Here is an 18,689-nt window from a genome sequence, read left to right on the forward strand (position 1 = left end):
CATGCCGGCGGATACCGGTTGCACGACGGGCCGTCCTGGCTCTTCCCTTGCGGCGGCCGGGACCGAGCGGCCGGGGGCCGCGCCAGGCGTGCCGAAAACGGTCGGCACAGGCGGGCTGCGGTTCCGAAAGGACCCGTCCGGATGTGCCAGGGGGAGACGGGATCGTCCGATGTGGTGGGTCAAGCCGACGAAGACGGCCGTCTACGCCAACCGTTTCCGCCGCAGGCGGGTGAGCGCGTTCCTGGCGGTCTGCGACGAGATCCTGGCGCGCCAGCCGACCTGCCGCGTCCTCGACCTCGGGGGAGCGGCCGACTACTGGCTCGGGCTGGAATCGCTGTGGAAGGACCGGCCGCTGCATTTCACCCTGCTCAATCTCTACCCGGAGAAGACGCCCGATTCCCGCTTCGTCGCCACCGTGGGCGACGGCTGCGCCCTGACCGACATCCCCGACTTCGCCTTCGACGTGGTGCATTCCAACTCGGTGATCGAGCATGTGGGCAGCTGGGGCAACAAGGTCCGCATGGCCGCCGAGATCCGCCGCGTCGCACCCCGCTATTACGTCCAGACGCCCAACTACTGGTTCCCGGTGGAACCGCACCTGCGCACGCCTCTGATCCACTGGCTCCCCCGCCCCTGGCAACGCAGCCTGGTGATGACGAGCGCCCATGGTTTCTTCCCCCGTGCCGAGACCTTCGAGGAGGCCGACCGTATCCTGTCCGATTCGAGTTTACTCGACGGGCGCGAGATGACGGCGCTGTTTCCCGACGCGCGCATCGAGCGGGAGCGGTTTTGCGGGCTGGTGAAGTCGTTCGTGGCGATCCGGTGAGGGCCGTGTCGCCGGTGGTCCGAGCATGATCGAGGCGTTCGGACCGAGGTCCGACGCGGGTGGATTTCTGCCGGTCCGCATCCGCGTGCCGGAGCATCGGAACGCACATCGAGGTCCAGCACGTTCACGAGCCGCCTCGGTTGGGAGACAGGCAGGCGGCGGAGCGGCGCTTCGGCACGGTCGGTCAAGCGAGCCTTTCCCTCGGACAGGCTCGACATGGGGGCTTCGGTTCGGCGCAGGACGTGGGAGGGAACGCGCCGACGTCGGCAAGGCTCAATCGACCTCCTGGAGACTGCGGAGCTGAGGGCGCCATGCGCGCCCCAAGCCGATTCCGCAGATCGGTCGCGAGACTGGGAAGCCTGAACGACTACTTCGCGCCGAGGATGTTCGGAGGCCCGAGATGCCGAAGAAAATCCGGCTTGGCGAGGCTCACTCCGGCGCTGCGGAGGATCCCGTAGGCTGTGGTCACGTGGAAGAAGAAGTTCGGAAGCGCGAAGCCGGTGAGATAGGCCTGCCCGGTGAAGCGGTATCCCATGCCGTTCGGGAACGTCAGTTCCACCTCGCGCTGCGCGCCTGAGGCCAACGCGGCCGGATCGACGCCTTCGACGAAGGCCATCGTCCTGGCACAGCGCTCCTTCAGTTCGGCGAACGTCGCCTCGACGTCGGGCATCGAGGGCGCTTCGATCCCAGCGAGCCGTGCCACCGCGTTCTTCGCGCTGTCGGACGCCATTTGATACTGGGCAGGCAAGGGCTTCATGTCCGGAGCCAGCCGCCGGATCAGCAACTCGGCTTCCGGCTTCTCCGATGCCGCCTTGTCGAGCCACGCGCTCATGTTGCCAAGCGCGTTGACGAAGATCGGGACGCTGACGTCGTGGATACTGATGCTCATCAGGGCTGGCTAGAGCACATGCGATCGAAGACGCGGTGAGAAGGCGCACACCGCGAAAGGATGCGTCCAGCGACGTCGCCGAACGGCCGCGTCGGAGACGTGACCGGGATGGCCCGGGCGGCGAGCGTGGGTCGCAAGCAGACCCTCACCGCCCCCTCACCCGCGCTCATCCCCTACACGACCTCCGGCGGCACCACCCGCGGCCGCCGCTCAGCGTCGATGGCCACGAAGGTGAACCGCCCTTCCGTCACCTTGATCGTCGCCTCGCCGGTGCGCTCGCGGCGCCAGACCTCCACCTGAATGCGGATCGAGGTGCGACCCACCGCGACGATCCAGGCGTAGAGGCTGACCTCGTCGCCCACGAAGACCGGGGAGTGGAAGGTCATCGCGTCGACGGAGATGGTGGCGCAGCGCCCCCGCGAGCGGCGGGCGGCGACGTTGCCGGCGGCCAGATCCATCTGGCCCATCAGCCAGCCGCCGAAGATGTCCCCGGACGGGTTGGTGTCGGAGGGCATCGCGATGGTGCGGACCACCGGCGGGCCCCGGTCGGTGGGCTGGGCTTGAACTTGAGCCTGGGCCGCGTCCATCCTCGTCTCTCCTCGCCGGGTCAATCGGGCAGCGCGAACACCACCAACGCATCGCCCGTGCCGAAGCCCGAGCCCTTGGTGTAGGAGGCCCCGCCCGCCGCCACCGCGACGTATTGCGTAGCGCCCAGCGAGAAGGTGATCGGCGGGCCGCTGATGCCGGCGCCGCACTGGAAGCGCCAGAGCACGGCGCCGGTGGTGGCGTCGTGGGCGTTGATGTGGCCGTCCTCCTCGCCGGAGAACACGAGGCCGCCCGCGGTGGCCAGCGTGCCGCCCGACAGGCGGGTCTTCGCCTTGACCGACCAGGCGAGGGCGCCCCCGGCGGCGAGGTCGACCTTGGTCAGCGCCGAGAAGGCGGGTTCGCCCGGCGCCTCCGCCGTCTCGGTGTAGCGGATCGCCGGGCGCCCGGCGGCGGCGGGCACCGTCTTGACGACGTAGGTGGTGGCGCTCTGGCGGACCTGGGCGAAGGCCGCGCCCAGGGCCGGATCGTAGGCGACCGGGTGCCAGGAGATCGCGCCGAGCGGGCCGGGGCTCACCACCACGCCGGCTTCCGTGGGCGGCGCGAACAGGTTCTTCTGCTCCACGAGGGAGGCCGAGCGGCCCAGAAGCGCGCCGCTCTCGCGGTCGTTGACGTAGATCCAGCCGGTCTTGCTCGCCTGGGCCACCGCCTTCACCGGCCCCTGCGGGGTCGGGTAGTCGAGGAGGAAGGGCGGGCTGGCGACATCGTAGCCCCATTCGTCGTGGGGCACGTGCTGGTGGTACCAGCGCAAGGCCCCGGTGCGCACGTCGAGGGCGACGAGGCTCACCGAATAGAGGTTGTCGCCCGGCCGCGAGATCCCGAAGTTCTGCGGGGCCGGATTGCCGGTGCCGACGTAGATCAGCCCGAGGCCCGGATCGAAGGCGGGCGTCATCCACAGGGAGCCGCCGCCGACCTTCCAGGCGTCGGGGTACCGCAGGGCGGCCGCCCGCTCGGCCGGCAGGTCGCGCTTCAAGGGCAGCCCGTCGAGGGTCTTGTCGACGAACCCGCCCTCCCAGCCGTCGGCCTTGGTGACGTACCAGCGCCAGCGTTCCGCGCCGGTGGCGGCATCGTAGGCGGCGAGCCAGCCGCGGCGGCCGTAGCCGCCCTCGATGCCCACCACCGCGCCCTCGCCGACGCCGCCCTTGTCGGATTCCACATGGAGCCCGTAGCCGGCGCCCGCGACCCCGACGATGACGAGGCCCTCGGCCACCAGCGGCGGCATCTTGAAGCCGAGCCGGCTCGAACCCTGCACGCCCTTGGCGCCGAGCGTGGCGGCGAGATCCGAGGCGGTCTCGGACTCGCCCTCCTCCGGCCGCACCGCCTCATGGTCCCACACCACCTTGCCGGTCCCGGCGTCGAGGGCGATGAGGCGTCCGTCCATGGTCGCCTCGAACACCTTGCCGCCGGAGACGGCGACGCCGCGGTTCGAGGGCGGCCCGAAGATCTTCTCGGTCCGCGCCTTGTGGGTGTAGGTCCACAGCACCCGGCCGGTGCCGGCCTCCAGGGCGGCGACATGGTTCTGGGTGGTGGAGACGTAGAGCACCCCGTCGACCACCACCGGCTCGGCCTGGAAGTAGCCGGTGATGCCGGTCTGGAAGATCCAGGCCGGCCGCAGGCGCGCCACGTTGGTGCGGTCGATCGCGGTCAGCGGGGAATAGTGCCGGTTGGTGTGGTCGCGCCCGAACATCGGCCAGTCGTCGGCCCGAGCCGGGACGGTGCCGAGGACGACGGCGGCGCCGAGGATGACATGGCGAAGGACCTTGCCACACCGCGCGAGGCCGGCACGCTCGTGGTCGCTGGCCGGAAGTGAGGTGTCGCCGGTCGATGCGGTCATGCCTGGATCTGCCTTTCCGAACCGTCTCCGGCGGTAAAGGCTTATGCCGTCTCCCCGCCGCCGATTCCAGGGGCGGGGCCGCGGTGGAACTCAGCCGCGTGGGCTGGCGGGATTGGCCCCCTCGGCCGCGCCGGCGGTGCTGCGCGGGGCGGCCGCCGATTTCGGTGCCTTGGTCCGGGCGACAAGAGCGCGCAGGGCGACCGTGTTGGCAGCGGCGACGTCCGGCGGCAGGTCGCGGCGTGAGAGTTCCTCGGCCTCGGCGAAGTTGCCGCGCAGGCCGAGCACCAGGGCGAGGTTCTGGCGCACGCGGGAATCGGCCTGCGGCAGGGCCGCCGCCCGGCGCAGGATCGCCTCGGCCGGGTCGAGTTGGCGGGCGAGCGCGTAGGACAGGCCGAGGTTGGACATGACCGACGGCTCTTCGGGCTGGATCTTCAAGGCCGCCTCGTAGAACGCCTGGGCGCGGGCGTGATCACCGAGCTGGTCGGCCACCGCGCCCTGCGCCGAGAGCACGCGCCAGTCCGGCCGGGCCGGGGTGTGGGCGTTCTGGAGGACGTCGGCGGCCTCGGTGAAGCGGCCGACGTCGGAGAGGGCCTTGCCGTAGGCGGCCAGGACCGCGGAATTCTTGGGGTTGCGCAGGGCCGTCTGCTGCAGGACGGCGGCGGCCTGGGGCTTCTGGTCGGTGGCCCGCAGCCCTTGCGCGTAGCGCAGGGCGAGGCCGACGTCGGAGGGGCTGGCGGCATATCGCTCGCCCAGCGCTTCCACGTCGCGGCGGCTCACCGTCTCGCGCTGACGCCCGAAGCCGAGGCCGGGCGAGCCGATCGATCCGGTGGTCTCGGGCGAGCGCGATTGGCAGCCGCCGAGCACCGCGCCGACGAGGATCGCGCCGGCCAGGGGAGCCCGCAGCAGGACGCCCGGACGGCGATGGAACCCGGACCTAGGCGTGGCCATGACGCACTCCGAACTGACTGGCCGGTCTCGCGCTTCACGCCGCCGGCCAGCCGGTGATAGAGCGTTAACCCTAATCCCGGGTTAACCCCGCCCATCCCCCAAGCCCCGCCGGCCCATGCCTTCTCGCCCGCCCGAACTGCTGCCGCCCGGAACCGCGGCGACCCCGATCGCCTGCCTGACGCTCGAGGAGTGGCCGGCGGCGCGCGACGCCTTGAGCCGGGCGCAGGGCGCCTATTGCACGGCCGTGGACTTCACGCCCAAGGCCGGGCGGATCGTCCTCCTGCCCGGCGAGGACGGCACCCTCGCCCGCGTCCTCTACGGGCTCGGGGAAACCGGAGAGGACCGCCTCGTCGCCGGCAAGCTGCCGGGCCTGCTGCCGCCCGGCACCTATCGGTTCGAGACGCGCGACGGCTTCGACGCGGCCGAGGCCGCCCTCGCCTGGCTGCTCGGCGGCTATCGCTTCGCCCGCTACAGGACGGCGAGCCCGAGCCCCGGCCTCGTGGCGCCCGAGGGCGTCGACGCCGCCGAGATCGTGCGGATCGCCGTCGCCGTCGCCATGGGCCGCGACCTCGTCAATACGCCCGCCAACGATCTCGGCCCCGCCGAGATCGAGGCCGCGGCCCGGCTCCTGGCCGAACGGCACGGCGCCGCGGTCGCGGTCACGCTGGGCGAGGATCTCGCCCGCGACTTCCCCCTGGTCCATGCGGTCGGCGCCGCCTCGCCGCGGGCGCCGCGCCTCATCGACCTGACCTGGGGGCCGGCGGATGCGCCCCGCGTGACGCTGGTGGGCAAGGGCGTCGCCTTCGACACCGGCGGCCTCGACATCAAGCCGTCGAGCGGCATGCTACTCATGAAGAAGGACATGGGCGGGGCCGCCGCGGCGCTCGCCGCCGCCGACATGGTGATGGGGGCGGGCCTGAGGCTGCGCCTGCGCCTGCTCATCCCGGCGGTGGAGAACGCCGTCGCCGGCAACGCCTTCCGGCCCGGCGACGTGCTCGCGAGCCGGGCCGGCCTGTCGGTCGAGATCGGCAACACCGACGCCGAGGGTCGCCTGATCCTGGCCGACGCGCTCTGCCTCGCCGACGCAGAGGAACCCGACCTGATCGTCGATTTCGCGACCCTGACGGGGGCGGCCCGGGTGGCGCTGGGGCCGGACCTGCCGGCTTTCTTCACCGAGGACGAGGATCTGGCCGGCGCCGTGATGCAAGCGGGCGCCCGCGCGATCGACCCGGTCTGGCGGATGCCACTGCACAAGCCCTACGCCAAGCTCCTCGACTCGAAGGTGGCCGACATCAACAACGTCTCGGGCGGTCCCTTCGCCGGAGCGATCACGGCGGCGCTGTTCCTGCGCCGTTTCGCGCCCAAGACCCGCCGCCACGTGCACCTCGACCTCTACGGCTGGAACCCGACCACCAGGCCGGGCCGGCCGGAGGGCGGCGAGGTCCAGGGCGCGCGGCTGGTGTACCGCCTCCTGAAGGACCGCTACGGCGCGTGAGCCTCAGGCGCCGAGCGCCGCCCGCTCCAACTCGTAGGCGGCCCGCACCGCCGGCTGGCCGTAGACGCGCTCCAGCCGCCGGACGGTGAAATGGGCCCGGGCGGTGGCCTGGAAATGGTCCATGAAGGCGACGTTGACCGCCGCCCCGCCGACCGCGCCGACGATCGGCACGGCCTGGGCCGCCACCTTCTGCGAGACCACGAGGCCGAAGCGCGAGGCGATCTGCGCCGAGAACCGGATCAGGGCCGGGGCCGCCTCGTCGAGGAGGGCCTTGTTGCCGGCGTAGCGGGCCGCCTCTGCCATGGTCTTGGCCAGGGCGGCGCGCACGGCGAAGTAGCCGCTGTCGCTGAGGGAGGTCTCGGCGCCCGCGCGCCCACCGAGCGCGAACACCTGCATGCAGGCCAGCGCATTCTCGGGCTTGGCGAGATCCTCGCCCTCGCTGCGGGCGATCTCGGCGATGGAGCGCAGCATCAGCGTGGTGGAGAGCGGCAGTTCGACGGCCAGGGTCGCGAGGCCGAAGGCACCGCCCACCGCGCCCGACAGACCGGCGAAGACCTTGTGCTTGGTCTCGCTCGATCCGAACAGGTTGGCGAACCGCTTGGGCGCGGGCGTGTCGAGGGCGTCGATCAGGTCGCGCCCGGTGGCGGGCTTGGCTGCTGGCAGCGACGCCAGGGCGATCCGCAGGGCTGTGCGCATGGCGGCGTCCGTAGACCTCGCCACCACATCGGTGACCGGGGCCGGCAAGGCGCGCCCGATCATGTCGAGGGGCGCGCCCACCGCAGCCGAGAGGCGGGCGGCCAGACCCGGCTTCTCGAGGGCGAGCACAGCCTGGCGCAGGGCCTCGCGATCGTCCGCACTGAGGCCGGGGGCGCCGGCGGGGGCGGCGGGAAGGGTGACGCTGTCGTCGGTGATCAGAGCGATGCTCACGTCTGCCATCTCATGCGCGTAGCGGATCATGGACCGGCATGGTGAGGCCGGGCCTGGGATGAAAGGCCGTTACCGGGACGCAAGCCCGTGCCCCGGCGGATGGTTCCCCGCGGGCAACCCGGCCGGGGCCAGACCGTCGCCGTCGAGCCCCACCGCCGCATCGGGCTCCGGCACCGCCACGGCGGCGCGCTCGCCGGCCCGGCCGACGAACAGGCAGAGGATCACCACCGGGATGCCCACGGCGGCCGTGAAGGCGAAGAACACCGGGTAGCCGTAGGCCGAGGCGATGAAGCCGGAGGTGCCCGCCACCAGCTTGCCCGGCAGCGCGTAGAGCGAGGAGAACAGGGCGTATTGGCTCGCCGCGAAGCCGGGCGCGGTGAGGCTCGACATGTAGGCGATCAGCGCCATGCCGGCGAAGGAGCCGCAGAAGTTGTCGACAGAGATCGCCGTGGTGAGCCGCCAGACCTCCGGCCCGCCGTAGGACAGCCAGGAGAACGACAGGTTGGAGGCGGCGCCCAGGAAGGCGCCCACCACGAGCGTCGGGAACAGGCCGAACCGCGTCATCGCCCAGCCGCCGGCGAAGGCCCCGGCGATGCCGATCCAGATGCCGTAGAGCTTCGATACGGTGCCGATCTCCACGAGGCTGAAGCCGACCTGCCGGTAGAGCGGGCTCGCCATCACGCCGGAGATGAAGTCCGGCATCCGGTAGAAGGCCACGAGCACCAGGATCGCCCAGAGGCCGACTCCCAGGCGGGTGTGCAGCTCCTTCAACGGCTCGAACACGGCGGTGCGGAACGACCATGCTGTCTTGCGGCCGTCCGCGGCGGGGCGGGATGCAGCGGCCAGTGCGGTGGCGTGCCTGGCGTCGAAGGCGGGCGCGAACAGGGCGGCGAGGATGCCGACCCCCATCAGGGCGGCCATGGTCAGGTAGGCGGCGGTCCAGCCGGCGTAGCTCGCCATGAACAGCGCGCCGGCACCCGCCGACATCAGCGCGAGGCGGTAGCCGAGGTTCGAGGTGGCGGCCATCACCCCCTGGAGGTCGGTGCCGGCCGCATCGATGCGCCAGCCGTCGATGACCACGTCCTGGGTGGCGGCGCAGAAGGCCACGAGGAAGGCGCCGAGCCCCAGCAGCGCGAGGCTGGTGGCCGGGTTGGCGAAGGCCATCAGCGTCAGGGAGAGGGCGACCGCGATCTGGGTGGCGATCATCCAGGCCCGGCGGCGGCCGAACCGGCGGGTGAGCACCGGCACGTCGAACTGGTCGATGATCGGGGCCCACAGGAACTTCAGGGTATAGGGCAGCGCGAGGTAGCTGAAGAGGCCGATGGCCTTGATGTCGACGTCGGAGAAGGCGAGCCGGGTCGAGAAGGTGCCGAGCACCAGGAGCAGCGGCAGGCCGGACGAGAACCCGAGGGCCAGCATCAGCAGGATGCGCGGATCCTCGACGATGTCGCGCAGGCGGAACGGCCGCGGCGGCGAGGATTTGGAAGCCTCGTGCACAACGCTGTTGGCCATCGTGTGGAACTCCCGGGTCGCGACGACCCTTGATGGCGGATGATCGTGGCTCTCGCTAGCCCAGACCGACGCCAAGAGAAAACCGACACGGCGGATTCCGCCGGCGCCGTCCCGGCGACCGGTTCGCACGCCAGGACATGCGATGACCGCAAAACCCTGCCAGCATGGCCCCGGCCCAAGGCCATCCATCGCTAGAGTTGTTCGACTGTGGAGATCGGCGCACCGCAATGTCAATTGATCAGGGACGCAGGGAAGGTCTCGCCCGCGCCGATGCTGACTTGCGCGTCGGGAAAGGTCGTGAAACATCAGATCGGGCACGGTCCGTCGACGGCGCCATTGCTCGGAGCAGGGTTTCGGGTCGGAACGGGATGGCCAACGACAACGACTCGAACGATCAGGTCCTCAAGGTCGGCGCCGGGACATTCGTCTCGGCCTTCAGCGCCAGCCGGACACCGATGGTGGTGACGGATCCGCGCCTGCCCGACAACCCGATCATCTGGGTGAACGACGCCTTCCTCGCCCTTACCGGCTATGCCCGCGAGGAGATCGAGGGGCGCAACTGCCGCATGCTCCAGGGCGAGGACACCGACGCGGGCACCGTGAGCCGCATCACGGAGGCGGTGGCGGCGGGCTCTCCCATCGACGTCGAGATCCTGAACTACCGCAAGGACGGCTCGGCCTTCTGGAACGGCATGACCATCGCGCCGGTCCGGAACGAGGAGGGGGCGGTGGCCTATTACTTCGCCGCCCAGGCCGACATGACGGAGAAGCATCGCCTCGAGGCGGCCATGGCGGACGCCAATGCCGAACTCGAACGGCAGGTCCGCGAACGCACCTCGGCCCTCGAGGCGGCGCTGGAGCAGAAGACCGCGCTGCTCCACGAGGTCGACCACCGCGTCAAGAACAACCTCCAGGTCATCTCATCGCTGATGCTGCTGAAGGCCAGGCGGACCCCGCTCGGCGAGGCCCGCGACGCCCTGGAGGCCATGGCCGAGCGGGTGGGCGCCCTCTCCACCGCGCACCGGATGCTGTATTCCGCGGGCGACGCGACGCAGTTCAACATCAAGGACTTCGCCGACGACTTCCTCGGCGACCTCACCGCGACGGTGGACCGCAAGCGCACAACCGTGAGCGCGGAGTTCGACGAGGTCTCGGTCTCCGCCGCCATGGCCGCCCCGCTGGCGCTCCTGATGCACGAGATCGCCAGCAACGCGATCCGGCATGCCTTCCCGGGCGACCGCGAGGGCCGCGTCTCCATCGTGGCGCGCCGAGAGGGCAACATCCTCAACGTGCGGATCGAGGACGACGGCATCGGGATCGGGGCCGGGACGCCGAACCCTGCCGGGTTCGGGCGGTCGCTGGCCGAGATGGTGGTGCGGCAGCTGCGTGGCACCATCGCCTGGACCGAGACCAACCCGGGCACCTGCGTAGCCATCGCCGTCCCCCTCGACGGCGTCAGGCTCAAGGGTGCCTGATCCCGCGGCAGGACCCGACCTCGTCCGCACCGGCGGCCGCGCTTGAGCCCGCTACGCATCCTGGTGGTCGAGGACGAGGCGCTGATCGCCCTCGAACTCGGCAGCCTCCTCCAGGATCTCGGGCACGAGGTGATCGGCACGGCGGTCGGTTCCGCCGAGGCGATCGCCCTGGGCCTCGCCGGCGTGCCCGACGTGGCCTTCGTCGACATCCACCTCATGGACGGTCCGACCGGGGTCCGCGTGTCGGAGGCGTTGAGTGCGGACCCGCGCATCACCCTCATCTTCATGACCGCCAACGACAAGCGCATCCCCGAGGATTTCGCCGGGGCCATCGGGGTGATCGCCAAGCCCTATTCCGAACGGACGGTCATGGCCGCGCTCGATTACGTCGCCGCCCTGCGCGCGGGCGCCGAACCCGGCGGCGGCCGGGTCGAGGGATTCCGCCTCGCGGGCCCCGCTCGCTCAGGGTGACGCCCTCAGGCGACCGGCGCGGTCACGGGACGGCGGCGCAGGACGTCGAGGCGATAGCGTTCGGTGCGCTCCTGGCGGACGAGGTCGAGCCAGTCGTGCCCGAGGGCGATGACGGCCTCGGCCGCCCCGTCCCCGGTCTTGGGATAATGGGTCTCCCCGAGGAAGTTCACGAGCACCACCTCACCCTCGGGGACGAGGGCGATACGAAGGTGCGCCATCAGAGCGGCCATGTCGTCGTCGCTGAAGAAATAGAGCACCTCGGACAGCATCACGAGGTCGAAGCGCCCCTCGGGCCATTGCCCAGGCACCACCATCTGCGCGAACCGCACGTGGGGCTGGTCGGCGCAGCGCGCCGCGGCGGCGGCGATGGCGGGGGCGGCCACGTCGAGGGAGAGGAGGTCGCGACAGCGCGGGGCCAGCCGCCGGGTCAGAACGCCGATGGAGCATCCGATCTCGACGGCCGCGTCGTAGGTCGGCCGCGACAGGGCGGCGAGGGTCGCGTCGTACTTCGCGGTCTCGTAGGCGCTGGTCTCGAAATTCCACGGGTCGGGATTGGTGGAGTAGAGGTTGGTGAAATAGTCCGGCGGGACGGTATCGGCGTGTCGGGTCATGGGTGGGTCGGTCCGTGCCGCTGGCTGTTCCGCGGTGCGCCGACGAGCGCAGCATGGTCGTGCGGGCGCGGTCAAGCGTCGCGTCGGGAGCGGATCGGGGCCGGGACGCGCACGGGCCGGTCCGGGCCGGACCTCGGGGCTGCACGGTGATCTGAGATTGCTTGCGTAGGGCCTCGCCGGGAGGGCGCGTCCGCAGTAGGCTGAACCACGGCCCCATCCTCCGGCGCGCCTGCCGGACCTGGGAGGCCGCGAGGGGTCGGTCATGGCGTTCGCGAGCGTGATGGTTCCGTTGGACCTCGGGGCGTCCGCGGCCGTGCGCCTGCGGCTCGCCAGCACCCTGGCCCGACGCTTCGAGGCCCGGTTGATCGGGCTCGCGGCCCGGCAGGCCCTGCCGCAGCACCTGTACGGCCGGGGCGCCTACATCAGCAGCCAGTTCGTGGACCAGGCCAGCACCCGCGCGTCCGAGGAGCTGTCGCAGGTCGAGGCTCGGTTCCGCGAGGCCACGGCCGGTTCCGACGATGTCGAATGGCGCGCGGCCAAGACCGATCCCATGGCGTTCCTGGTCCGGCAGGCCCGGTCGGCCGACCTCGTCGTGGTCAACCCGTACCGGGAGGAAAGCGCCGGGGACTGGTGCTCGTCCATCGAGCCCGGCGAGCTGGTGCTTCGCCTCGGCCGGCCGGTGCTCATCGCCCCGCCGTCCGTCGAGACCCTCGCCGCACGCAGGATCGTCGTCGCCTGGAAGGACACCCGCGAAGCGCGCCGCGCCGTATCGGACGGGCTCCCGTTCATGCGGATGGCCGAGGAAGTGCTGATCGTCGCCCTCGGCGACGAGGACGACTGGACGGGCGCCGGCGAGACCAGGGCCTATCTGTCCCGGCACGGCGTCACCGCCACCACCGTCCTGCGGCCGCCTCCGAAGCTCGGCGTCGCCGCCGAGGTCATCGCGATCGCGCAACGGGAAGGTGCCGACCTGATCGTCGCCGGGGCCTACGGCCATACCCGGATGCGGGAGGTGATCTTCGGCAGCGTCACCCGCACCCTGCTGGAGCGCATCCCGATCTGCTGCCTGATGAGCCATTGAACGCAAGGCCGCCTGGCATGGCCCGCGCGGCCGGTGGCGGCATCCTCACCCGGGCCCGCCCCCCTGGCGTTGCGCCTTGAGGCGATAGAGCGCCTCCAGGGCCTCGCGCGGGGTCAGGGCGTCGGGATCGATGGTGTCGAGGAGATCGCCCAGCGGGTCGGCCGGTGCGGGTTCCGGCAGCGGCGGCGGCGGGGCGAGGCTGGCGAACAGCGGCAGGTCGTCGATGCGCGGGCGGTTCGGGCGGTCGCGCTCGGCCGTCTCCAGGTTCTTGAGGATGGCGCCGGCACGCGCCACCACGCCGGCCGGCAGGCCGGCCAGGCGCGCCACCTGCAGGCCGTAGGAGCGACCGGCCACGCCGGGCACGACCTCGTGCAGGAACACCACGGCACCCTTGTGCTCGGTCACCTTCAGGGTGGCGTTGTCGAGGCGGGTGAGGCGCTGGCCGAGCGCCGTCAGTTCGTGGAAATGGGTGGCGAACAGGGCCCGGCAGCCGTTCTGCTCGTGCAGGTGTTCGAGGCAGGCCCAGGCGATGGAGAGCCCGTCGAAGGTGGCGGTGCCGCGCCCGATCTCGTCGAGGACGACGAGGGAGCGCCGGGTCGCCTGGTTCAGGATCGCGGCGGTCTCCACCATCTCGACCATGAAGGTCGATTGCCCGCGCGCCAGGTCGTCGGCGGCGCCGACCCTCGAGAACAGGCGGTCGACCACCCCGAGGTGGACCCGGGCCGCCGGCACGAAGGCGCCCATCTGCGCCAGCACGGCGATGAGGGCGTTCTGGCGCAGGAAGGTCGACTTGCCGCCCATGTTGGGGCCGGTGATGAGGCGGATGCGCCCCCGGCCCTCGCCGGAGAGGTCGCAATCGTTGGCGATGAAGGGCTCGCCGGCCCGGCGCAGGGCCGCCTCCACCACCGGGTGGCGCCCGCCCTGCACGACGAAGGCGAAGCCGTCGTCGACGAACGGCCGGGTCCAGTCGAGCTCCACCGCCAGTTCGGCGTGGGAGGCGGTGACGTCGAGGCCCGCGAGCGCCTCGGCGCAGGCGGCGATGGTGGTGGCCTGCCCCATCACGCGTGCGGCCAGCGCGTCGAAGATCGCGCCCTCCAGGGCCAGCACCCGCTCCGAGGCGCCCGAGATCTTCGATTCGAGGGCGCCGAGCTCGACGCTCGTGAACCGCATCGCGTCGATCATGGTCTGGCGATGCACGAAGGTCTCGCGCATCGGACCCTTGAGGCAGGTCTCGCCCACCGCCTGGGGCACCTCGATGTAGTAGCCGAGCTGGTGGTTGTGCTTGATGCGCAGGGTGCGGCAGCCGGTCTCCTCGGCGTAGCGGGCCTGGAGGGCAGCCACGACCTTGCGGGAATCCTGGCCGAGGAGACGGGTCTCGTCGATCTCGGCGTCGTAGCCGGTGCGCACGAAGCCGCCGTCGCGGCGGTTGAGCGGCAGCTCGTCGGCCAAGGCCGCGCGCAGGGTGTCGACGAGGTCGGGGTCGACCCGCGCCAGGGTCTCGGCGATCCCGGCGAGGACGTCCGGCAGCGCGCCGAGGCCGGAGAGCCGGTCGGCCAGAGCCCCGGCCGCGTCGAGGCCGTCCCGAAGGGCGGCGAGGTCGCGCGGGCCGCCGCGCCCCAGCCCGATCCGTGAGAGGGCGCGGGCGAGATCGGGGGCGCGGGCCAGGATCTCGCGGCAGGCCCCACGCGACACCCCGTCGTCCACGAAGACCGCGACCGCCGCGTGGCGACGGCCGATGGCGGCCAGATCGGTGAGCGGACCGGCCAGATGCTCGGCCAGCAGCCGCGCGCCGCCGGCCGACACGGTCCGGTCGATGGCCGCGAGCAGGCTCCCGGCCCGCTCGCCCGAGAGGGTGCGGGTGAGTTCGAGGTTGGCGCGGGTGGCCGCATCGATGGAGAGCGTGGCGCCGCTGGCCTCGCGGGTCGGCGGCGACAGGGCCGGGCGGGCGCCGATCTGCGTACGGGCGATGTAGAGGAGCACCGCGCCGGCCGCGGCGATCTCGGCCCGGCCGAACGTACCGAACCCGTCGAGGGTGGAGACGCCGAACTGCTCGCGGATGCGCCGCTCGGCCGAGGCCGGTTCGAGTTCGGCCTGGGGCAGCGGCGTCACCGCGGCGGCGATCTCGCGCCACAGCCGGGCGAGGCCGGGATCGGCGTGGATCGCCTCCGAGAGGACGATCTCGCGCGGCTCGTGCCGGGCGATGGCCGCGGCGAGTTCGCTGCCGTCGACCTCGCTGAGCGAGAACCGCCCGGTCGAGATATCGATGGCGGCGAGCCCGTAGGCGAAGCCGCCGTCCGGGTTCTTGCGGCGCCCGAGGCCGAGCAGGATGCTGGCCCGGCCCGGATCGAGCAGCCGCTCCTCGGTGATGGTGCCGGGGGTGACGAGGCGCACCACGGCGCGGTTCACCACCGATTTCGGGCCGCGCTTCTTGGCCTCGGCCGGGTCCTCGGTCTGGGCGCAGACGGCGACGCGGTGGCCGAGCGCGATCAGGCGGCTGAGGTAATCGTCGGCCCGCTCCACCGGCACGCCGCACATCGGGATGTCGGCGCCGCCGTGCTTGCCGCGCTTGGTCAGCACGATGCCCAAAGCCCGCGAGGCGATCTCGGCGTCCTCGAAGAACAGTTCGTAGAAGTCCCCCATCCGGTAGAACAGGAGGCAATCGGTGTTGGCGGCCTTGATCTCGATGTACTGGGCCATCATCGGCGTGGCGCCGGCCCTGTCGAAGGGGGCGGGCCCGTCCGGCACAGGCGGGATCTTCGACTGGGATCGGGCGGCACGCTCGGACATGGCGCGACGGTATCAGACCCCGGGTCACGTTTCAGCGCGGCGCCGGCATTGGCCTGTGGAGGCCCTGGAGACGCGACGAGGGCCGATGCGTCGCCGCATCGGCCCTCGACGGATCGACCCCATATCTCCGGTCGGATCGGGGCCGGCGGTGCGCCGGCCTTCCGCCTGACCTCAGTAGCGCGGGCCGCCCGAGGTGTTGCCCTTCTGCTGCTGGTAGCCGGGCTGCGACGGGTTGCGGGAATTCGGGTCGCTCATCATGCGCGGCTGCCGGCGGCGCATCTTGTTGCGGTAGCCGTGGCGATGGCGGGCGCCGTAGCTGCCGCGGTAGGCGACATCGGTGGTGGCCAGGCCCTCGGCGAGGGTCGCGGCCGCCGGCACGGCGGGAGCGGCGGAGGCGGTGGTGAGGCCGAGACCGCCGAGCATCAGGCTCGCGGCGAGGGTGAGGGTCAGCTTGTTCATGTCGTCCAATCCGGTCGGTCCGCGCGATACCGCGCCGGCCTGATAAGTCGCTTGTGCGCGACCTGTTCCCGGAAATCCGACATCGCACGCATGAAAACGGTGTATACAAAGCCTTGAGGCCATTCGGATTTTTGAAGGGCGCGCATCGGATTGTTACGCCGCGCCCGACGTGTCGGTCCGCCGCGCCCGTCCGAGCCACCGTCGCCGTCGCGCCGGCACGCCCCCTTGCGGTTCGCGAAACCGCGTCGCAGGAGCCTGGACCATGGCACCGGTGACTCCCGCCCCGACCGACCACCCGCTCCCCATCGATGCGGTGCTGCCCCGCCTGCGGGCGACCCTGGAGAGGGCGACGAGCGCAGTCCTGGTGGCGCCTCCGGGCGCGGGCAAGACCACCCGCGTCCCGCTCGCCCTGCTCGACGCGCCCTGGCTCGGGGAGAGGGCCCGCATCATCGTGCTGGAGCCGCGCCGCCTCGCAGCCCGGGGGGCGGCCGAGCGCATGGCCGCGACGCTGGGCCAAGCGGTCGGCGAGACCGTGGGCCTGCGCGTGCGCCTGGGCTCGAAGGTCTCCTCCCGCACCCGCATCGAGGTGGTGACCGAGGGCGTGTTCACCCGCATGATCCTCGACGATCCGGAGCTCGCGCGGGTCGGCGCGGTCCTGTTCGACGAGTTCCACGAGCGTTCCCTCGACGCCGACCTCGGCCTGGCGCTGGCCCTCGACGCGCAGGGGGCCCTGCGGCCGGACCTGCGCATCCTCGTCATGTCGGCGACCCTCGACGGGGCCCGCGTCGCGCGGCTCCTGGGCGAGGCCCCCGTGATCGAATCGGAAGGCCGGGCCTTCGGAATCGAGACCCGCCACCATCCCCGCTCTCCCGACGGACGCATCGAGGACGCGATGGCGGAGGCGATCCTGCGGGCCCTGCGGGCCGATCCGGGCTCGGTGCTCGCCTTCCTGCCGGGCCAGGGCGAGATCCGCCGCGTCGCCGGGCTCCTCGACGGGCGGGTTCCGGCCGACACCGAGGTCGCGCCCCTCTACGGCGCCCTGACCCCGGCCGAGCAGGACCGGGCGGTCTCCCCCGCTCCGGCGGGCCGGCGCAAGGTGGTGCTGGCCACCAGCATCGCCGAGACCTCGCTGACCATCGAGGGCGTGCGCATCGTGGTGGATTCCGGGCTGGCGCGGGTGCCGCTCTACGAGCCGGCCACCGGGCTCACCCGCCTCGTCACCGCACGGGCCTCGCGCGCCTCGGTCGACCAGCGCCGGGGCCGCGCCGGGCGCACCGAGCCCGGCGTCTGCCACCGGCTCTGGGCGGAGGCCGCCACGCAGGCCCTCGACCCGTTCGGCCGGCCGGAGATCCTGGCGGCGGATCTCGCCGGGCTCGTGCTCGATTGCGCGTCCTGGGGCGTCCTCGACCCGCGCACGCTGGCCTTCCTCGACCCGCCGCCGGCCCCGGCGCTGGACGAAGCCGGCGCCATGCTGCGGGCCATCGCGGCCATCGACGACGAGGGCCGTCTCACCGCCTCCGGGCGGCGCCTGCGCGCCCTGCCGCTGCCGCCACGGCTGGCCCGCATGGTGGTGGGCGCGGCCGGCCTCGGCGCGGCGGCGCAGGCGGCGCGCCTGGCGGCCGTGCTGGTGGAACGGGGCCTGGGCGGCGACGGCGCCGACCTCGCCGAGCGGGTCGACCGCTTCGCCGGCGACCGCGGCCAGCGCGCCGCCGACATGCGCCGGCTCGCCGACGGCTGGGCGCGGCAGGCCGAGCGACAGGCCGAGTCACACCCCGACGGCAGCGGCGGCCCCGATCTGCGCGAGGCCGGCCCGCTGCTGGCGCTCGCCTATCCGGACCGGATCGCCAGGGCACGGGGACGCGAGGGCGAGTTCGTCCTCGCCAACGGCCGCGGCGGACGGCTCGATCCGGCCTCGGCGCTGGCACGCGAGACCTACATCGTGGTGGCCGACCTCGCGGGGGCCGCGGGCAACGCCCGCATCCTGGCCGGGGCCGCCATCGCCTCGGAGGCGATCGAGGCCCTGTTTTCCGACCGGATCGAGGCGACGACCACCGTGAGCTTCGACACGGCGGCGCGGGCGCTACGCGCCCGCAACACCCGCCGGCTGAGTGCGGTGACGCTGGCCGAGCGCACCCTGCCGGTGCCGGCGGATGCGGCCTCGGCCGAGATCCTGGCACGCGGGGTCGCACGGATCGGCATCGCGGCGCTGCCGTGGACGCCGGCCCTGACGCAGTGGCGGGCCCGCGTCGGCTTCATGCGCGCGGCCGAGGGCGAGCCGTGGCCGGACCTGTCCGACGCGGCACTGGCCGAGACGGCACCGGACTGGCTCGCCCCTGAGCTCGTCGGCGTGACGAGCGTGGACGCGATCCCCGCCGACACCCTCGGCCGCGCCCTGCTCGCGCTGCTGCCCTGGGACCTGCGGGCCCGCCTCGATAGCGCCTGCCCGACCCATGTGGAGGTGCCCACCGGCTCGCGCATCCCGGTGGACTACGAGGTGGAGGGCGGGCCGGTGCTGGCGGTGCGGGTGCAGGAACTGTTCGGCCTCGACCGCCATCCGGCGTTGGCCGGCGGGCGGGTGCTCCTGGTGCTCCACCTGCTCTCGCCGGCCTCCCGCCCGATCCAGATCACCCGCGACCTGCCCGGGTTCTGGCGCGGCTCCTGGGCCGGCGTGCGGGCCGACATGCGCGGCCGCTACCCACGCCATCCCTGGCCCGAGGACCCGATCGCCGAACCGCCGACCCGCCGGGCCAAGCCGCGCGGGACGTGAGCCG

The 18,689-nt window shown here is 72.4% G+C and carries 15 protein-coding genes; 6 read left to right on the forward strand and 9 right to left on the reverse strand.

What is annotated here, in order from left to right; genetic code table 11:
• Positions 1-169 precede the first annotated feature (169 nt).
• Complete coding sequence (locus tag ASF39_RS09450; RefSeq protein WP_056283088.1) at positions 170-826, forward strand: class I SAM-dependent methyltransferase; 657 nt, start codon at positions 170-172, stop codon at positions 824-826.
• Positions 827-1,193: 367 nt separating this feature from the next.
• On the opposite strand, the gene ASF39_RS09455 is transcribed toward ASF39_RS09450, so the two are convergent.
• From ASF39_RS09455 to ASF39_RS09470, 4 genes are all read right to left on the reverse strand, one after another.
• A complete protein-coding gene (locus ASF39_RS09455) occupies positions 1,194-1,715 on the reverse strand; it encodes a DUF1993 domain-containing protein (RefSeq protein ID WP_056283090.1) in 522 nt (173 codons plus the stop codon).
• A 173-nt stretch (positions 1,716-1,888) separates the two neighbouring features.
• A complete protein-coding gene (locus tag ASF39_RS09460) occupies positions 1,889-2,302 on the reverse strand; it encodes an acyl-CoA thioesterase (RefSeq protein ID WP_056283093.1) in 414 nt (137 codons plus the stop codon).
• 20 nt (positions 2,303-2,322) lie between these two features.
• Entirely contained in the window at positions 2,323-4,152 is a 1,830-nt protein-coding gene (locus tag ASF39_RS09465; protein WP_056283097.1) for a PQQ-binding-like beta-propeller repeat protein, read from the reverse strand.
• A 90-nt stretch (positions 4,153-4,242) separates the two neighbouring features.
• Positions 4,243-5,100 carry a tetratricopeptide repeat protein gene (locus ASF39_RS09470; RefSeq protein WP_056283101.1) on the reverse strand — a complete coding sequence of 286 codons (858 nt, stop codon included), beginning with the start codon at positions 5,098-5,100 and terminating at the stop codon, positions 4,243-4,245.
• A 115-nt stretch (positions 5,101-5,215) separates the two neighbouring features.
• On the opposite strand from ASF39_RS09470, the gene ASF39_RS09475 reads away from it, so the two are divergent.
• A complete protein-coding gene (locus ASF39_RS09475; RefSeq protein ID WP_056283104.1) occupies positions 5,216-6,595 on the forward strand; it encodes a leucyl aminopeptidase family protein in 1,380 nt (459 codons plus the stop codon).
• A 3-nt stretch (positions 6,596-6,598) separates the two neighbouring features.
• Here ASF39_RS09475 and ASF39_RS09480 read toward each other — a convergent pair whose 3' ends face one another.
• Both ASF39_RS09480 and ASF39_RS09485 read right to left on the reverse strand, forming a co-directional pair.
• The gene (locus tag ASF39_RS09480; protein WP_056283531.1) at positions 6,599-7,531 is read right to left on the reverse strand and encodes an EcsC family protein; all 933 of its coding nucleotides are present in this window, start codon (positions 7,529-7,531) and stop codon (positions 6,599-6,601) included.
• A 60-nt stretch (positions 7,532-7,591) separates the two neighbouring features.
• Positions 7,592-9,034, reverse strand: a complete 1,443-nt coding sequence (locus ASF39_RS09485; protein WP_056283107.1) for an MFS transporter — start codon at positions 9,032-9,034, stop codon at positions 7,592-7,594.
• Positions 9,035-9,402: 368 nt separating this feature from the next.
• Here ASF39_RS09485 and ASF39_RS09490 point away from each other — a divergent pair, with 368 nt between their 5' ends.
• A complete protein-coding gene (locus ASF39_RS09490; RefSeq protein ID WP_056283110.1) occupies positions 9,403-10,509 on the forward strand; it encodes a PAS domain-containing protein in 1,107 nt (368 codons plus the stop codon).
• A gap of 42 nt (positions 10,510-10,551) precedes the next feature.
• A complete protein-coding gene (locus ASF39_RS09495; protein WP_056283112.1) occupies positions 10,552-10,980 on the forward strand; it encodes a response regulator in 429 nt (142 codons plus the stop codon).
• Positions 10,981-10,985: 5 nt separating this feature from the next.
• Here the strand turns inward: ASF39_RS09495 and ASF39_RS09500 are convergent, their stop codons facing one another.
• A complete protein-coding gene (locus ASF39_RS09500; RefSeq protein ID WP_056283115.1) occupies positions 10,986-11,591 on the reverse strand; it encodes an SAM-dependent methyltransferase in 606 nt (201 codons plus the stop codon).
• A gap of 262 nt (positions 11,592-11,853) precedes the next feature.
• Here ASF39_RS09500 and ASF39_RS09505 point away from each other — a divergent pair, with 262 nt between their 5' ends.
• Positions 11,854-12,672, forward strand: coding sequence for a universal stress protein (locus ASF39_RS09505; protein WP_056283118.1), 819 nt, complete (start codon positions 11,854-11,856; stop codon positions 12,670-12,672).
• 45 nt (positions 12,673-12,717) lie between these two features.
• On the opposite strand, the gene mutS is transcribed toward ASF39_RS09505, so the two are convergent.
• Complete coding sequence (gene mutS / locus ASF39_RS09510) at positions 12,718-15,372, reverse strand: DNA mismatch repair protein MutS (protein ID WP_244472356.1); 2,655 nt, start codon at positions 15,370-15,372, stop codon at positions 12,718-12,720.
• Positions 15,373-15,630: 258 nt separating this feature from the next.
• Entirely contained in the window at positions 15,631-15,918 is a 288-nt protein-coding gene (locus tag ASF39_RS09515; RefSeq protein WP_055886631.1) for a hypothetical protein, read from the reverse strand.
• A gap of 262 nt (positions 15,919-16,180) precedes the next feature.
• Between ASF39_RS09515 and hrpB the strand changes: the two genes are divergently transcribed.
• Positions 16,181-18,685 (forward strand): ATP-dependent helicase HrpB, encoded by a 2,505-nt coding sequence (gene hrpB, locus ASF39_RS09520; RefSeq protein ID WP_056283126.1) that lies wholly within the window; start codon positions 16,181-16,183, stop codon positions 18,683-18,685.
• Positions 18,686-18,689: the final 4 nt, after the last annotated feature.

It is taken from the genome of Methylobacterium sp. Leaf108, assembly GCF_001423265.1.
GTDB lineage: Bacteria > Pseudomonadota > Alphaproteobacteria > Rhizobiales > Beijerinckiaceae > Methylobacterium.

What these genes read in the sequence shown, in the direction of transcription:
- ASF39_RS09475 (WP_056283104.1), top strand. Translation starts at nt 5,216, where the DNA reads ATGCCTTCTCGCCCGCCCGAACTGCTGCCGCCCGGAACCGCGGCGACC.
- ASF39_RS09500 (WP_056283115.1), bottom strand. Translation starts at nt 11,591, where the DNA reads ATGACCCGACACGCCGATACCGTCCCGCCGGACTATTTCACCAACCTC.
- mutS (WP_244472356.1), bottom strand. Translation starts at nt 15,372, where the DNA reads ATGATGGCCCAGTACATCGAGATCAAGGCCGCCAACACCGATTGCCTC.
- hrpB (WP_056283126.1), top strand. Translation starts at nt 16,181, where the DNA reads ATGGCACCGGTGACTCCCGCCCCGACCGACCACCCGCTCCCCATCGAT.
- ASF39_RS09485 (WP_056283107.1), bottom strand. Translation starts at nt 9,034, where the DNA reads ATGGCCAACAGCGTTGTGCACGAGGCTTCCAAATCCTCGCCGCCGCGG.
- ASF39_RS09460 (WP_056283093.1), bottom strand. Translation starts at nt 2,302, where the DNA reads ATGGACGCGGCCCAGGCTCAAGTTCAAGCCCAGCCCACCGACCGGGGC.
- ASF39_RS09505 (WP_056283118.1), top strand. Translation starts at nt 11,854, where the DNA reads ATGGCGTTCGCGAGCGTGATGGTTCCGTTGGACCTCGGGGCGTCCGCG.
- ASF39_RS09480 (WP_056283531.1), bottom strand. Translation starts at nt 7,531, where the DNA reads ATGGCAGACGTGAGCATCGCTCTGATCACCGACGACAGCGTCACCCTT.
- ASF39_RS09450 (WP_056283088.1), top strand. Translation starts at nt 170, where the DNA reads ATGTGGTGGGTCAAGCCGACGAAGACGGCCGTCTACGCCAACCGTTTC.
- ASF39_RS09455 (WP_056283090.1), bottom strand. Translation starts at nt 1,715, where the DNA reads ATGAGCATCAGTATCCACGACGTCAGCGTCCCGATCTTCGTCAACGCG.
- ASF39_RS09470 (WP_056283101.1), bottom strand. Translation starts at nt 5,100, where the DNA reads ATGGCCACGCCTAGGTCCGGGTTCCATCGCCGTCCGGGCGTCCTGCTG.
- ASF39_RS09465 (WP_056283097.1), bottom strand. Translation starts at nt 4,152, where the DNA reads ATGACCGCATCGACCGGCGACACCTCACTTCCGGCCAGCGACCACGAG.
- ASF39_RS09515 (WP_055886631.1), bottom strand. Translation starts at nt 15,918, where the DNA reads ATGAACAAGCTGACCCTCACCCTCGCCGCGAGCCTGATGCTCGGCGGT.
- ASF39_RS09490 (WP_056283110.1), top strand. Translation starts at nt 9,403, where the DNA reads ATGGCCAACGACAACGACTCGAACGATCAGGTCCTCAAGGTCGGCGCC.